At 60.3% G+C, this 16,094-nt stretch carries 12 protein-coding genes; 10 read left to right on the top strand and 2 right to left on the bottom strand.

Annotation, left to right across the window (positions count from 1 at the left end; genetic code table 11):
* Nucleotides 1-46: 46 nt before the first annotated feature.
* Nucleotides 47-940: a LysR family transcriptional regulator ArgP gene (locus IB252_RS22675; protein ID WP_076028448.1), complete on the bottom strand. Its 894-nt coding sequence runs from the start codon at nucleotides 938-940 to the stop codon at nucleotides 47-49.
* 96 nt (nucleotides 941-1,036) lie between these two features.
* Between IB252_RS22675 and IB252_RS22670 the strand changes: the two genes are divergently transcribed.
* The 3 genes from IB252_RS22670 to IB252_RS22660 all read left to right on the top strand — a co-directional run bounded on the left by IB252_RS22670 (nucleotide 1,037) and on the right by IB252_RS22660 (nucleotide 2,822).
* Nucleotides 1,037-1,438, top strand: coding sequence for an ACT domain-containing protein (locus IB252_RS22670; protein ID WP_192410315.1), 402 nt, complete (start codon nucleotides 1,037-1,039; stop codon nucleotides 1,436-1,438).
* Between the two features lie 7 nt (nucleotides 1,439-1,445).
* Nucleotides 1,446-2,048 carry a LysE/ArgO family amino acid transporter gene (locus tag IB252_RS22665; RefSeq protein WP_111451963.1) on the top strand — a complete coding sequence of 201 codons (603 nt, stop codon included), beginning with the start codon at nucleotides 1,446-1,448 and terminating at the stop codon, nucleotides 2,046-2,048.
* A 177-nt stretch (nucleotides 2,049-2,225) separates the two neighbouring features.
* Complete coding sequence (locus IB252_RS22660) at nucleotides 2,226-2,822, top strand: superoxide dismutase (protein ID WP_008156084.1); 597 nt, start codon at nucleotides 2,226-2,228, stop codon at nucleotides 2,820-2,822.
* A 172-nt stretch (nucleotides 2,823-2,994) separates the two neighbouring features.
* On the opposite strand, the gene IB252_RS22655 is transcribed toward IB252_RS22660, so the two are convergent.
* A complete protein-coding gene (locus IB252_RS22655) occupies nucleotides 2,995-3,258 on the bottom strand; it encodes a DUF6124 family protein (protein WP_008156086.1) in 264 nt (87 codons plus the stop codon).
* Between the two features lie 785 nt (nucleotides 3,259-4,043).
* On the opposite strand from IB252_RS22655, the gene IB252_RS22650 reads away from it, so the two are divergent.
* The 7 genes from IB252_RS22650 to IB252_RS22620 all read left to right on the top strand — a co-directional run bounded on the left by IB252_RS22650 (nucleotide 4,044) and on the right by IB252_RS22620 (nucleotide 16,024).
* Nucleotides 4,044-6,095, top strand: coding sequence for a putative bifunctional diguanylate cyclase/phosphodiesterase (locus IB252_RS22650; protein WP_111451966.1), 2,052 nt, complete (start codon nucleotides 4,044-4,046; stop codon nucleotides 6,093-6,095).
* A gap of 207 nt (nucleotides 6,096-6,302) precedes the next feature.
* On the top strand, nucleotides 6,303-7,649 hold the full coding sequence (locus IB252_RS22645) for an imelysin family protein (protein ID WP_111451967.1): 1,347 nt from the start codon (nucleotides 6,303-6,305) through the stop codon (nucleotides 7,647-7,649).
* Between the two features lie 275 nt (nucleotides 7,650-7,924).
* Nucleotides 7,925-9,352: a di-heme oxidoredictase family protein gene (locus tag IB252_RS22640; RefSeq protein WP_192410314.1), complete on the top strand. Its 1,428-nt coding sequence runs from the start codon at nucleotides 7,925-7,927 to the stop codon at nucleotides 9,350-9,352.
* Between the two features lie 26 nt (nucleotides 9,353-9,378).
* The gene (locus IB252_RS22635) at nucleotides 9,379-10,443 is read left to right on the top strand and encodes an imelysin family protein (RefSeq protein WP_192410313.1); all 1,065 of its coding nucleotides are present in this window, start codon (nucleotides 9,379-9,381) and stop codon (nucleotides 10,441-10,443) included.
* Nucleotides 10,444-10,457: 14 nt separating this feature from the next.
* Nucleotides 10,458-11,555: a DUF1513 domain-containing protein gene (locus IB252_RS22630; RefSeq protein ID WP_056741997.1), complete on the top strand. Its 1,098-nt coding sequence runs from the start codon at nucleotides 10,458-10,460 to the stop codon at nucleotides 11,553-11,555.
* Nucleotides 11,556-11,829: 274 nt separating this feature from the next.
* Nucleotides 11,830-12,978, top strand: a complete 1,149-nt coding sequence (locus IB252_RS22625) for an efflux RND transporter periplasmic adaptor subunit (RefSeq protein WP_192410312.1) — start codon at nucleotides 11,830-11,832, stop codon at nucleotides 12,976-12,978.
* Nucleotides 12,979-12,991: 13 nt separating this feature from the next.
* Nucleotides 12,992-16,024, top strand: coding sequence for a multidrug efflux RND transporter permease subunit (locus IB252_RS22620; protein ID WP_192410311.1), 3,033 nt, complete (start codon nucleotides 12,992-12,994; stop codon nucleotides 16,022-16,024).
* Nucleotides 16,025-16,094 lie beyond the last annotated feature (70 nt).

Raw genomic sequence — 16,094 nt, 5'->3', positions numbered from 1 at the left:
TTTCGTTTTGCGTTTTGCATTTTGCGTGAGGTCTTGACGCTGCCCGTCAGTCCAACGGCACCAGCCATTGCTTCGACGAACGCACCAACTGATCGGTGAGTAACCCCAGCAACTGACCGCCATTGCGCCAATGATGCCAGTACAGCGGCACATCGATCGGCTTATCGGGCAAAAGCTCTACCAATACACCACGCTCCAGTTGCTCGCGCACCTGCAGTTCTGGCACCAGGCCCCAACCGAGTCCCGCTTCCGTGAGACGGATGAAGCCTTCGGACGAGGGGCATAGATGGTGTTCGAATCCGCCATCGACGCCGAGGGACGCCAGGTAGCGATGCTGTAGGAAATCATCCGGGCCAAACACCAACGCGGGCGTTTTCGACAACAGATCGGCGCGCACACCTTCAGGAAAATGCCGGGCGATAAATGCCGGGCTGGCCAACGCACGGTAGCGCATGGCCCCCAGCAAAACGCTGCGTGCGCCGGCCACCGGTCGCTCGCTGGCGCAGATGCACGCGGCCACTTCGCCAGCGCGCATGCGTTTGAGGCCCACCGTCTGGTCTTCGACGACCAGATCCAGCAGCAGGTGTTGCTCGGCGCAGAAATCACTGACGGCTGCGGCCCACCACGTGGCGAGGCTGTCGGCATTCAAGGCGATGCGCAGACGTTCCGGCAGACCTTCTTCATCGAGTGCCGGCACCAGTGTTTGCAGGTCCCGTTCAAGTAAACGCACCTGCTGCACATGGTTGAGCAGCCGTCGGCCGATTTCGGTCGGGGCCGGCGGAGTCACCCGCACCAGCACCGGTTGGCCGACCCGCGCCTCCAATAATTTGATGCGCTGGGAGATCGCCGATTGCGACAAGCCAAGCACCTGAGCCGCACGTTCGAACCCGGCCTGCTCAACCACCGCGGCCAGAGCAGAAAGCAATTTATAGTCGAACATCAGTTTTCCTAATGAGCGATCAGCATGATTGGTTTTTCTTATACAGCCTGACACCGGAGAATGGCCAGCAAGAACTCTTCAACAAGGATCATCGACATGGCTGGCGAAACTTCATTGGCAACCCTGCTGCGCAGCATGAGCCCGCAACTCAATGTCGGCGAATACGTGTTCTGCACCCTGCGCGACGGCAAGTTGCCGGCAGGCCTGGAGATCGTCGGCAGTTTCCGCGAACAGGAAGGTCTGACGGTGATTCTGGAACGTTCCCACGCCGAGAAGGCCGGTTTCAGTTTCGATTACGTCGCGGCCTGGATCACCTTGAACGTGCATTCGGCCCTCGAAGCCGTCGGCCTGACCGCCGCGTTCGCCACGGAATTAGGCCAGGCCGGCATCAGTTGCAATGTGATCGCTGGCTATTACCACGACCATTTATTCGTCGGCCAGGCCGATGCTGAACGCGCCCTGCACGTATTGCGGGATCTGGCGGCCAACGCGGAGTAAACATCTTATGTGGCAAAGCTATGTGAACGGCCTGTTGGTGGCCGCGGGGCTGATCATGGCGATCGGTACTCAAAATGCGTTCGTGTTGGCTCAGAGTCTGAGACGTGAACATCACCTGCCGGTGGCGGCGCTCTGCGTTACCTGCGATGCATTATTGGTCGCTGCCGGCGTATTCGGCCTGGCGACGGTGCTGGCGCAGAACCCGACGCTTTTAGCGGTTGCCCGTTGGGGTGGCGCCGTATTTCTGATTTGGTATGGCAGCCAGGCACTGCGCCGGGCCTGCTCGAAACAGAGCCTGCAACAAGGTGAAAACCAGACCGTGCGCTCATTGCGCGCGGTGCTGCTCAGTGCGTTGGCCGTAACGCTGCTTAACCCGCACGTTTATCTGGATACCGTGTTGCTGATTGGCTCCCTCGGCGCCCAACAAACCGAGCCCGGCGCCTATGTCGTGGGCGCGGCCAGTGCGTCGCTGCTGTGGTTTTTCACCCTGGCGCTCGGCGCGGCGTGGTTGGCGCCATGGTTGGCGCGGCCGAGCACCTGGAGAATTCTCGACCTGCTCGTGGCCGTAATGATGTTCACAGTGGCGGCCCAACTAATCACCAGCGCCTGATTTATTCCAAAAGGCTCTGGAACCTCTATCCCACACAGTTGTTGCGTGGTTATGCCGCACCCCCGGTGCTATGATCCGGTCCGATGCGCCGCAAAGAGTACAAACTCCCCGGCGCTTGTCTGGCCGCCCGTGATCGGCCTTGCGCTCACCGCAACTGACCTGATTAGGAGAATCATCATGGCTTTCGAATTGCCGCCGCTGCCTTACGCACACGATGCCCTGCAGCCGCACATTTCCAAGGAAACTCTGGAATACCACCACGACAAGCACCACAACACCTATGTCGTGAACCTGAACAACCTGGTGCCAGGCACCGAGTTCGAAGGCAAGACTCTGGAAGAAATCGTCAAATCTTCCTCGGGCGGTATCTTCAACAACGCCGCTCAGGTCTGGAACCACACCTTCTACTGGAACTGCCTGGCGCCAAACGCCGGCGGTCAACCAACCGGCGCACTGGCTGAAGCTATCAACGCAGCCTTCGGTTCGTTCGACAAGTTCAAGGAAGAATTCAGCAAGACTTCCATCGGCACCTTCGGTTCCGGTTGGGGCTGGCTGGTGAAAAAGGCTGACGGTTCCCTGGCCCTGGCCAGCACCATCGGCGCCGGCAACCCGCTGACCAACGGCGACACCCCGCTGTTGACCTGCGACGTCTGGGAACACGCTTACTACATCGACTACCGCAACCTTCGTCCAAAATACGTCGAAGCGTTCTGGAACCTGGTCAACTGGAAATTCGTGGCTGAGCAGTTCGAAGGCAAAACCTTCACCGCTTAAGATCGACGCCAGTCAAAAAAACCCGGCTTTGCCGGGTTTTTTTATGGGCGGGGGAAAGTCTTGGGGCGGCAGTTGGACTGCCTTCGCGAGCAGGCTCGCTCCCACAAGGACACCACTGTACCTGTGGGAGCGAGCCTGCTCGCGATGAACGATAACGCGGTCAGCCTACGGACTACTGCGGGTCGACGATATCCAGTGCCCGATTAACGGCTAAGTCCGCCAACATGACGATCTGCGCAATGGCCAACGCCGTACTGCGCTGTGAGCCGGTCAGGTAGGTGGCGAAATCACTGGCCAGAACACTTGCCGAAGCCAATGACTCACAGGCGTGGGCCAGGAGGGATTCGGTATCCATGTCGGGGGCGATCATGAACATGGTGTTGGGACTGTAGGGTTTGGTGGTGTTGAAGGGGGGATCGGGGATTAATTTATCCAAGGGAATGCCTATGACGTTGGGTGCCATTCCCTCGCCGTTTCTCACGCGACGAAGAGGTGGCAGCTATGTGCGAGGTGAGAAACCGGTCATAGACACCCGGCCAGACCGAAGTCTGCCCGCACACAGCCGCCATAACGCATATGCAGCAGATAAACTGGCGGCAATTATGCGGATACTGGCGCTGGATGACTATGACTTGCCGGGTTCTCACACCCGATCGCTGATTTTTTCAGCGACAGCCAAAAGGTAATTGAACCCGCTTCCTACGGGCAACCTGAAAACCTCGTGGGAAAGGTCTGGTTTTTTTACCGCTGTTTAAACGAACGCATCCGTTGCCTGTGCGTCCGCCATCGCGAGCAGGCTCGCTCCCACAGGGATTGGATGTTTGGCAGGAAAGATTGGTCGGCTGTCAGGCCGCCTTCGCGAGCAAGCCCGCTCCCACAAGGGGGATCGGCGTTCGCCTTTCGCCCCTTACCACTCAACAGGTACATCCGCAAAAACCAGGCCGATTTCCCACGATGAAACCAGCCTTCAGCCCTTGCCCCAACGCCACAGCCGTCTAACATCAATCAAACGGAAAATATGTCCAAATTCCCCTCAAGTTGAAGGCCCCAACAACCGACACAGTACAAATGGCGCAAATAGTCCAAATAGTCAAAACGCCAGCATTTCGGGCCAAGCTACAGGCAAAACCCCATGTGATTGATTGTCCCTTTGACTGCCATCACCGGATTGCCAATACTCAGGCAACTTGACGCTACCCGCACGGAACAAGGAATGACTCTTTGAAGCTGGAACTCAAGAACAGCTTGTCGGTGAAGTTGCTCCGGGTCGTGCTCCTGTCGGCATTGATCGTTGGCGTGGTCTTGAGCTGCGCGCAGATCGTTTTCGATGCCTATAAAACACGCCAGGCCGTGGCCAGCGATGCCCAACGCATCCTCGACATGTTCCGCGACCCCTCGACCCAGGCCGTCTACAGCCTGGACCGGGAAATGGGTATGCAAGTGATCGAAGGCCTGTTTCAGGACGACGCTGTGCGCAAGGCCTCCATTGGCCATCCCAACGAAGCCATGCTCGCGCAAAAGACCCGCGAGTTGCAGCATTCCGACAGTCGCTGGCTGACCGACCTGATCCTCGGCAAGGAACGCACCTTCACCACCCAGCTGGTGGGTCGCGGCCCTTACAGCGAATATTACGGCGACCTGAGCATCACCCTCGACACCGCCACCTACGGCCAGGGTTTCATCGTCAGTTCGGTGATCATCTTCATCTCCGGCGTGTTGCGTGCGATGGCCATGGGGCTGGTGCTGTACCTGGTCTATCACTGGCTGCTGACCAAGCCGCTGTCGCGGATCATCGAACACCTCACTGAAATCAATCCGGATCGCCCCAGCGCACACAAAATCCCGCTGCTCAAGGGGCACGAAAAGAACGAACTGGGAATCTGGATCAACACCGCCAACCAGTTGCTCGAGTCCATCGAGCGCAACACCCATTTGCGCCACGAAGCGGAAAACAGCCTGCTACGCATGGCCCAGTACGACTTCCTCACCGGCCTGCCGAACCGCCAGCAATTACAGCAGCAACTGGACAAAATCCTGGTAGACGCCGGCAAGTTGCAACGTCGGGTCGCGGTATTGGTGGTCGGCCTGGACGACTTCAAGGGCATCAACGAACAATTCAGCTACCAGACCGGCGACCAACTGCTGCTGGCTCTGGCCGATCGCCTGCGAGCTCACAGCGGACGCCTTGGCGCCCTCGCCCGCCTCGGCGGCGACCAGTTCGCCCTGGTCCAGGCCGACATCGAACAACCCTACGAAGCGGCCGAACTGGCCCAAAGCATTCTCGATGACCTGGAAGCGGCCTTTGCTCTCGATCATCAGGAGATTCGCCTGCGCGCCACCATCGGCATCACCCTGTTCCCCGAGGACGGTGACAGCACCGAGAAACTGCTGCAAAAAGCCGAGCAGACCATGACCCTGGCCAAGACTCGCTCGCGCAACCGTTATCAGTTCTATATCGCCAGCGTCGACACCGAGATGCGCCGCCGTCGCGAGCTGGAAAAAGACCTGCGCGACGCTCTGGTCCGTGGTCAGTTCTACCTCGTCTACCAGCCGCAGATCAGCTATCGCGATCACCGGGTGGTGGGTGTCGAGGCGCTGATTCGCTGGCAGCATCCCGAGCACGGGCTGGTTCCGCCGGACTTGTTCATCCCCCTGGCGGAGCAGAACGGCACCATCATCGCCATCGGCGAATGGGTGCTGGATCAGGCGTGCAAGCAATTGCGCGAGTGGCATGACCTGGGTTTCGTCGACCTGCGCATGGCGGTGAATCTGTCCACGGTGCAGTTGCACCACGCCGAGTTGCCACGGGTGGTTAACAACCTGCTGCAGATGTACCGCCTGCCACCGCGCAGCCTGGAGCTGGAAGTCACCGAAACCGGCTTGATGGAAGACATCAGCACGGCCGCCCAGCACCTGCTGAGCCTACGCCGCTCCGGTGCGCTGATCGCGATCGACGACTTCGGCACCGGTTACTCGTCATTGAGCTATCTGAAAAGCCTGCCGCTGGACAAGATCAAGATCGACAAGAGCTTCGTTCAGGACCTGCTCGATGACGACGACGACGCGACCATCGTTCGGGCCATCATCCAGCTGGGCAAGAGCCTGGGCATGCAGGTGATTGCCGAAGGCGTGGAAACCCCCGAGCAAGAGGCCTACATCATTTCCGAGGGCTGCCACGAAGGTCAGGGCTATCTCTACAGCAAGCCGCTGCCGGCGCGGGAATTGAGCGCGTATCTGAAACAGGCCCAGCGCAGTAACGCGGCTATTTTGTAAAAAATCAAAAGATCGCAGCCTCGTTTCACTCTGTAGCAGCTGTCGAGTGAAACGAGGCTGCGTGCTCTTGATCCACGACACAACTCCCCCTGAATAAGAAATATTTCCAGGTACAACCCTTTACAGATAATGCGAAAGATTTGCATTATGTCGCAGTTTTGCGCGCTTGCTGCGCCTTTCCACCCCTCTCGAAGCAGGATGTTCGCCATGATTCGTATGCCTCTGGCTACCGCCAGTCTGTTGGCCATCGCTATTTCCCTCGCCGGTTGTGGCGAAGGCAAAGACAAAGCTGTCGCTGCGCAAGCACCGACGCCGGCCACCAGCACCACGGCCCCGGCTGTTGCACCCGCCGCTGCCAGCAAAGTCGACGAGGCCGCCGCCAAAGCCGTTGTCGCGCATTACGCCGACATCGTCTTCGCCGTCTACAGCGATGCCGAATCTACCGCGAAGACCCTGCAAACCGCCGTCGACGCCTTCCTCGCCAAGCCGAACGCCGACACCCTGAAAGCGGCCAAAGCTGCCTGGGTCGCTGCCCGCGTTCCTTACCTGCAAAGCGAAGTGTTCCGCTTCGGCAACACCATCATCGACGACTGGGAAGGTCAGGTGAACTCTTGGCCGCTGGACGAAGGCCTGATCGACTACGTCGACAAATCCTACGAACACGCACTGGGTAACCCGGGCGCCACGGCCAACATCATCGCCAACACCCAGGTTCAGGTCGGCGAAGACAAGGTCGACGTGAAAGACATTACCCCGGCAAAACTTGCCAGCCTGAACGAGCTGGGTGGTTCCGAGGCCAACGTCGCCACCGGCTACCACGCTATCGAATTCCTGCTCTGGGGCCAGGACTTGAACGGTACCGGCCCTGGCGCCGGCAACCGTCCAGCTTCCGACTACCTGGAAGGCAAAGGCGCCACCGGCGGTCATAACGATCGTCGTCGCGCTTATCTGAAGTCCGTGACCCAACTGCTGGTCAGCGACCTGGAAGAAATGGTCGGTAACTGGAAGCCGAACGTGGCCGACAACTACCGCGCCACCCTGGAAGCCGAGCCAGCTGAATCCGGCCTGCGCAAAATGCTGTTCGGCATGGGCAGCCTGTCCCTGGGCGAACTGGCGGGCGAGCGCATGAAGGTTTCCCTGGAAGCGAACTCCCCGGAAGACGAACAGGATTGCTTCAGCGACAACACCCACAACTCGCACTTCTACGATGCCAAAGGCATTCGTAACGTGTACCTGGGCGAATACACCCGCGTCGACGGCACCAAAATGACCGGCGCCAGCCTGTCGTCCCTGGTGGCCAAGGCCGACCCGGCTGCCGACACCGCGCTCAAAGCCGACCTGGCCGCCACCGAAGCCAAAATCCAGATCATGGTCGATCACGCCAACAAGGGTGAGCACTACGACCAATTGATCGCCGCCGGCAACACCGCTGGCAACCAGATCGTCCGTGACGCTATCGCTTCGCTGGTCAAGCAGACCGGTTCGATCGAAGCCGCCGCTGGCAAACTGGGCATCAGCGACCTGAACCCGGACAACGCTGATCACGAGTTCTGATCAACGCTGGCTGAATAAAAGGCGACCTTCGGGTCGCCTTTTTCATGCCTGCCTGATGCGGTCCCCTGTGGGAGCGAGCCTGCTCGCGATAGCGGTCGTACATTCAACATCAATGTCGACTGTGATGACGCCATCGCGAGCAGGCTCGCTCCCACAGGGGGTGTGGGTGTCCAGGAAAAATGCGCTGCATCAACCAAACGATAATTCCTCTTATTCAATCTCCCCTGCCCTGTTAGACTTTGCGCCCTTGTTTTGCTCGTCTTGCAGGATGTCTGATGCCCTCGCTGCTTCTTCGCTTGTCCGCACTGTTTCTGGCCCTGGGCCTGAGTGCCTGCGATGACGCCCCGCGTTTTACCCAAGCCGAACCCGGTGAAGCCCGGTCCGGTGGCAGCGCAACCGTGCGCAAGACCGATCAGAACGCATTTTCCCTGCCGTCCGCCAACCTGCCGCCGTCACGGCGCGTGGACTTCAGTGTCGGCAACAGCTTTTTCCGTAGTCCCTGGGTGATCGCCCCGTCGACCACCACCGCCCGGGATGGCCTCGGGCCGTTGTTCAACACCAACGCGTGCCAGGGCTGCCACATCAAGGACGGCCGCGGTCATCCGCCCGCGCCTGATGCGCAGAACGCCGTGTCGATGCTGGTACGCCTGTCGATTCCCAATGCGCCGACCTATGCCAAGGTCATCGAGCAGCTCGGTGTCGTCCCGGAACCGGTCTACGGCGGACAATTGCAGGACATGTCCGTGCCGGGTGTCGTGCCGGAAGGCAAAGTGCGCGTCGATTACACGCCCGTTCCGATTCGCTTCAAGGACGGCACCGAAGTCGAGTTGCGCAAGCCGACGTTGCAGATCACCCAGCTCGGCTACGGCCCGATGCACCCTGACACGCGCTTCTCGGCCAGGGTCGCGCCGCCAATGATTGGCCTGGGCCTGCTTGAAGCGATCCCCGACGAGGCGGTCCTGGCCAATGCCGAGGCTCAGGCAAAAGCGAAGAACGGGATCGCCGGACGCCCGAACCGGGTCTGGGATGACGCGCAGCAAAAAACCGTTCTCGGGCGATTCGGCTGGAAGGCCGGCCAACCCAACCTCAATCAACAGAACGTTCATGCGTTCTCCGGCGACATGGGCCTCACCACCCGTCTGCGCCCCGTCGATGACTGCACCGCCGCGCAAACCGCTTGCAAGCAAGCGCCCAACGGCAATGGCGCGCAGGGCGAACCGGAAGTCAGCGACAACATCCTGCGTCTGGTGCTGTTCTACAGCCGTAACCTCGCCGTCCCGGCTCGCCGCGATGTCAGCGCCCCCGAGGTGCTGGCCGGCAAGACTCTGTTTTTCCAGGCCGGATGCCAGTCCTGCCACACCCCGAAATACACCACCGCCGCCAACGCCGCAGAACCTGAACTGGCCAATCAAGTGATTCGCCCTTACAGCGATCTGCTGCTGCATGACATGGGCGACGGCTTGGCCGACCACCGTAGCGAATTCCAGGCCAGTGGCCGCGACTGGCGCACCCCGCCGTTGTGGGGCATCGGCCTGACGCAGGCGGTCAGTGGCCACACCCAGTTTTTGCACGATGGCCGTGCCCGCAATCTGCTCGAAGCCGTGCTCTGGCATGGCGGCGAAGCCGCAGCGGCGCAGCAACAGGTTTTGTCTTTCAATGCCGAGCAGCGCGCTGCGTTGCTGGCGTTCTTGAATTCCCTTTAATACGTATTCCATAGCGGGAGCCCGACATGTTCCGTCCCAAATTGTTGTTCACCAGCCTCGCCGCACTAGCCTTGGGCGCCTGTTCGCCTCAGGATCCGCAGGCCGTGACGTCAGCAGCCATCGCCAAGTCGGTGATCCTGCCGACCTACACACGCTGGGTTGAAGCCGACCGCCAACTGGCCGTCAGCGCCCTGGCCTACTGCGAAGGCAAGGAAAACCTCGACACCGCCCGCGCCGACTTCCTGCATGCGCAGAAAGCCTGGGCCGAGCTGCAACCATTGCTGATCGGGCCGCTGGCCGAAGGCAATCGCGCCTGGCAGGTGCAGTTCTGGCCTGACAAGAAAAACCTCGTCGGCCGTCAGGTCGAGCAACTGGTCACCCCACAACCGCAGATCGATGCCGCCGCTCTGGCCAAATCCAGCGTTGTGGTTCAAGGCCTTTCCGCCTACGAATACATCCTGTTCGACAGCAAGCCTGATGTGGCCAACGCCGAACAGAAAGCCAAGTACTGCCCGCTGCTGATCGCGATCGGCGAGCGTCAGAAACAACTGGCCGAAGAGATTCTGAAAAGCTGGAACAACACCGACGGCATGCTCGCGCAGATGAGCAAATTCCCGAACCAGCGCTACGCCGATTCCCACGAAGCCATCGCCGATCTGCTGCGTGTGCAAGTCACCGCCCTCGACAGCCTGAAGAAAAAACTCGGCACGCCGATGGGCCGTCAGACGAAGGGTGTGCCGCAACCGTTCCAGGCCGATGCATGGCGCAGCCAGTCGTCCCTGACTGGCCTGGAAGCCAGCCTCGCCGCCGCCAAAACAGTGTGGGAAGGCGTCGACAACAAAGGCCTGCGTGGTCTGTTGCCGAAAGAGCAGAAACCATTGGCCGACAAGATCGACGCCGCTTACGCCGCGTCCCTGACGCTGTTCGCCAGCAACCAGCGCTCGCTGACCGAGATGCTCAACGACGATGCCGGTCGCCAGCAACTCAATGACCTCTACGACAGCCTCAACGCCGTCCACCGCCTGCACGAAGGCGACCTGGCCAAGGCGCTGGGCATCCAACTGGGCTTCAACGCCAACGACGGTGACTGATGAGGGCAAGTTCCATGCTGCGACGCCAGGCTCTGACGTTAGGTAGTTTGCTGCTCGGTGCGGTGACACTGGGCGGCTGGACGCTGTTCAAGCAGAAGGACAAAAGCCCGCTACTGCTCTCTGCGCGGGACGATACCGATGGCAAGCATTACGCCGTCGGTTACCGGCTGGACGGCACCCGGGTGTTTGCCACCCAGGTCGGCCAGCGCTGCCACGACATCATCAACCACCCGACGCTGCCGATTGCGCTGTTCGTCGCCCGTCGTCCTGGCACCGAGAGTTACCTGATCGACCTGCGCGACGGCACGCTGCTGCAAACCGTGACCTCGCTGCCGAACCGGCACTTCTACGGTCACGCGGTGATTCACAAGAGCGGCGACTGGCTGTACGCCACCGAGAACGACACCTCCGATCCGGGTCGCGGCTTGCTCGGTGTGTATAAGTTCGAAGGCGAGCGGCTGGTGCACAGCGGCGAGATTTCCACCCATGGCGTCGGCCCGCATCAGGTGTCGTGGATGCCCGATGGCGAAACCCTGGTAGTGGCCAACGGCGGCATTCGCACCGAGGCCGAAAGCCGCGTCGAGATGAACCTCAACGCCATGGAACCGAGCCTGGTGCTGATGCAACGCGACGGCACCCTGCTGAGCAAGGAAACCCTCGCCCAGCAGATGAACAGCGTGCGTCATTTGGGGATTGCCAGCGACGGCACCATCGTCGCCGGTCAGCAGTTCATGGGGCCGTCTCACGAGTCGTCGGAGCTGCTGGCGATCAAGCGTCCCGGCCAGCCGTTCGTGGCCTTCCCGGTGCCTGAACATCAGTTGCAGGCCATGGGGCATTACACCGCCAGCGTCGCGGTGCACAGCGAACTGCGCCTGGTGGCGTTGACCGCGCCACGGGGCAACCGCTTTTTCATCTGGGACCTGGACAGCGGTGAAGTGCGACTGGACGCGCCGCTTCCCGATTGCGCCGGGGTCGGCGCGGTAGCCGACGGCTTTGTCGTGACCTCGGGTCAGGGGCGCTGCCGGTTCTACGACTGCCGCCAGACAAGCCTTGTTGCAAAACCCCTCGACCTACCCGCAGGGCTCTGGGACAACCACCTTCATCTCATCTGACTTCTATGCTCCCTGTGGCGAGGGGGCTTGCCCCCGTTGGGTCGCGAAGCGGCCCCAAAACCTGCAACACCGGTGAATCAGACACACCGCATGCAATGGTTTTACGACTGCTTCGCAGCCGAACGGGGGCAAGCCCCCACGCCACAGGTTTGTGTTCAATCCATTCCGCGCAGACATGCTGGCCTCCCTGTAAGTTCTGCCAGTTGGAATCAAGCTCCCACTCGGAGTAATGTGCCCGACTGAGTCACCTGATTTTCTCCAAGGAAGTGGAAATATGCTGCGTCGCCGCATGCTGATCATGTTGGGTGTTGTTTTGCTGATCGTGCTGGTCCTGGCCGGTTACAAAGCCTTCTCCATCTATACGATGATTCAGGGTTTTGCTGTGCCGAAACCAGCGATCAGTGTCGCCGTGGCCACTGCCACCGAACGGCCGTGGCAAGCCCGCCTGCCCACCGTCGGCACCCTGAAGGCGTTTCAAGGCGTGGACCTGAGCCTGGAGACCGACGGCACCGTCATCGATTTGCAGTTCGAGTCAGGGCAGAAGGTCAAGGTCGGCCAACCGCTGCTTGTGCTTGATAGCGTGGTAGAAACCGCCCTGCTCGAAACCGCGGAGGCCGACCTGGGGCTGGCGCAGCTCGATTACGGTCGCGGCAGTCAACTGGTGGGTAGCCAGGCCATTTCCAAAGGCGAATTCGACCGGCTCTCTGCCGTGTTGAAAAAGAGCCGGGCCACGGTGAATCAGCTCAAGGCGGCGCTGGCCAAAAAACGCTTGCTCGCACCGTTCAGCGGGACCATCGGCATTCGTCAGGTGGACATCGGTGACTATCTCGCCAGCGGCACCATGATTGCCACCCTGCAAGACCTCAGCAGCCTCTATGTAGACTTCTTCGTGCCCGAGCAGTCGGTACCGAAGATCGCCCTCGGGCAACCGGTGCAGATCGTTGTCGCGGCCTACCCGACACAAACCTTTCCCGGCACCATCAGCGCGATCAACCCAAAAGTCGAAAACAGCACGCGTAACGTCCAGGTCCGCGCGACTCTGGCCAACCCCGACGGCAAACTGCTGCCGGGGATGTTCGCCAGCCTGCAAGTGTTATTACCCGACCCGCAGCCGCGCATCGTCGTGCCGGAAAGCGCGATCACTTACACGCTGTACGGCAACTCGGTCTATGTCGTCGCGCAGAAAAAAGCCGAAGACGGCAGCCTGGAAAAAGACGACAAGGGCCAACCGATCCTGATCGCCGAACGGCGTTTCATCGAAACCGGCGAGCGCCGCGATGGGCAAGTGATGATCACCAAAGGTGTGCAGAACGGCGAAAAAGTGGTCACCGCCGGCCAGATCAAACTGGACAACGGCGTACACATTGCGATCAGCGACGACAAGACCTTAGCCGAGAAGAACAGCCCGCCGCGCGCGGACTGATCAAGGAATCCCCATGGCTTTTACCGACCCGTTCATCCGCCGCCCGGTGCTCGCCACCGTGGTCAGCCTGTTGATTGTGCTGCTGGGCTTCCAGGCCTGGAGCAAATTGCCGCTGCGCCAATATCCACAAATGGAAAACGCCCTGATCACGGTGACCACCGCTTATCCCGGGGCCAACGCCGAAACCATTCAGGGCTATATCACCCAACCGATGCAGCAAAGTCTGGCCAGCGCCGAGGGCATCGACTACATGACCTCGGTCAGTCGCCAGAACTTCTCGGTGATCTCGATCTACGCGCGCATCGGCTCCAACAGCGACCGCTTGTTCACCGAACTGCTGGCCAAAGCCAACGAGGTAAAAAACCAGCTGCCTCAGGACGCCGAAGACCCGGTGCTGAGCAAGGAAGCCGCCGACGCCTCGGCACTGATGTACATCAGCTTCTTCAGCAAGGAGCTGAGCAACCCGCAAATTACCGACTACCTGTCGCGGGTGATCCAGCCGAAACTGGCGACCCTGCCGGGCATGGCTGAAGCCGAGATTCTCGGCAACCAGGTATTTGCCATGCGCCTGTGGCTGGACCCGGTCAAGCTGGCCGGTTTCGGCCTGAGTGCCAGCGACGTGACCGATGCCGTGCGCAAATACAACTTCCTCTCCGCCGCCGGCGAAGTGAAAGGCGAGTACGTCGTCACCAGCATCAACGCCAATACCGAGCTCAAGTCCGCCGAAGCCTTTGCCGCGATTCCGCTCAAGGTCGAGGGCGACAGTCGCGTGCTGCTCAGCGATGTGGCGCGGGTTGAAATGGGGGCGGAAAACTACAATTCGATCAGCTCCTTCGGCGGCACCCCTTCGGTGTACATCGGCATCAAGGCCACACCCGGCGCCAACCCGCTGGACGTGATCAAGGAAGTGCGCAAGATCATGCCGGACCTGGAAGCCCAGCTGCCGCCGAACCTCAAAGGTGAAATCGCCTACGACGCCACGCTGTTTATCCAGGCCTCGATCAACGAGGTGATCAAAACATTGTTCGAAGCGGTGCTGATCGTCATCGTGGTGGTGTTCCTGTTCCTCGGCGCACTGCGTTCGGTGGTGATCCCGGTCGTCACCATCCCGCTGTCGATGATCGGCGTGATGTTCTTCATGCAGATGATGGGCTACTCGATCAATCTGTTGACGTTGCTGGCGATGGTATTGGCCATCGGTCTGGTGGTGGACGATGCCATTGTGGTGGTGGAAAACATCCACCGGCACATCGAAGAAGGCAAGACGCCGCTGGATGCGGCCATCGAAGGCGCCCGGGAAATCGCCATGCCGGTGGTCTCGATGACCATCACCCTGGCGGCGGTCTATGCGCCGATCGGCTTCCTGACGGGGCTCACCGGGGCGCTGTTCAAGGAGTTCGCCCTGACCCTGGCCGGCGCGGTAGTGATCTCCGGCATCGTCGCCCTGACCCTGTCGCCAATGATGTGCGCCCTCCTGCTGCGTCACGACGAAAATCCCAGCGGTCTGGCCCATCGCCTGGACCTGATTTTCGAAGGCCTCAAGCGCCGTTACCAAAGCATACTCCACGGTACCCTCAACACCCGGCCGGTGGTGCTGGTGTTCGCGGTGATCGTGCTGTGCCTGATTCCGGTGCTGCTCAAATTCACCAAGTCGGAACTGGCGCCGGATGAGGACCAGGGCATCATTTTCATGATGGCCAATGCCCCGCAACCGGCCAACCTCGACTACCTGAGCGCCTACACTGACGAGTTCGTCACGATCTTCAAAACGTTTCCCGAGTACTACTCGTCGTTCCAGATCAATGGCTTCAACGGCGTGCAATCGGGGATCGGCGGCTTCCTGCTCAAGCCGTGGAACGAACGCAGCCGCACGCAAATGCAGATCCTGCCCGAGGTACAGGCCAAACTGGAGAGCATTTCCGGTTTGCAAATCTTCGGCTTCAACCTGCCTTCCCTGCCCGGTACCGGCGAGGGGCTGCCGTTTCAGTTCGTCATCAACTCCGCCAAGGATTACGAGTCGCTGCTGCAAGTGACCGACCGGGTGAAAAAGCGGGCAATGGAATCCGGCAAGTTCGCCTTCGTCGACGTCGACCTGGCCTTCGACAAACCGGAAGTGGTGGTCGATATCGATCGCGCCAAGGCCGCACAGATGGGTGTTTCCATGCAGGACCTGGGCGGGACGCTCGCGACATTGCTGGGTGAGTCGGAGATCAACCGTTTCACCATTGAAGGTCGCAGCTACAAAGTCATTGCGCAGGTCGAACGGCCCTTCCGGGACAACCCCGACTGGCTGAACAATTATTACGTCAAGAACACCAAAGGCGAACTGCTGGCCCTGTCGACCCTGATCACCGTGACCGACCGGGCGCGTCCACGGCAGTTGAACCAGTTCCAGCAACTCAACTCGGCCATCCTGTCCGGGGTGCCGTTGGTCAGCATGGGGGAAGCCATCGACACCGTGCGCCAGATCGCCCGGGAAGAGGCGCCGGTGGGTTATGCGTTCGACTATGCCGGCGCATCACGGCAATACGTCCAGGAAGGCAGTGCGCTGTGGGTTACCTTCGCCCTGGCGCTGGCGATCATTTTCCTCGTCCTGGCGGCCCAGTTCGAAAGCTTCCGCGATCCACTGGTGATTCTGGTCACCGTGCCGCTATCAATCTGTGGCGCGCTGATCCCGCTGTTCCTGGGTTGGTCGAGCATGAACATCTACACCCAGGTCGGCCTGGTGACGTTGATCGGGCTGATCAGCAAACACGGAATCCTGATCGTCGAATTTGCCAACCAGTTACGCAAGGACAAAGGCCTGACGCCGCGCGAAGCCGTGGAGGAAGCGGCGGCCATTCGTCTGCGTCCGGTGTTGATGACCACCGCTGCGATGGTGTTCGGTATGGTGCCGTTGATCATCGCCACGGGGGCGGGCGCCGTCAGCCGGTTCGACATCGGCATGGTGATCGCCACGGGGATGTCGATCGGGACGTTGTTTACGTTGTTTGTGCTGCCGTGTGTGTACACGCTTTTGGCAAAACCCGATAAACCCTCACGCTAAGAGCGTGGGAACGATCGGAGCTCTGTAGGTGGGAATAAAAAAGGCCTCGCATTAGCGAGGCCTTTTATTT

Source organism: Pseudomonas sp. PDM10 (assembly GCF_014852295.1).
GTDB lineage: Bacteria > Pseudomonadota > Gammaproteobacteria > Pseudomonadales > Pseudomonadaceae > Aquipseudomonas.
This window is presented reverse-complemented; position numbering and strand designations above follow the sequence as displayed.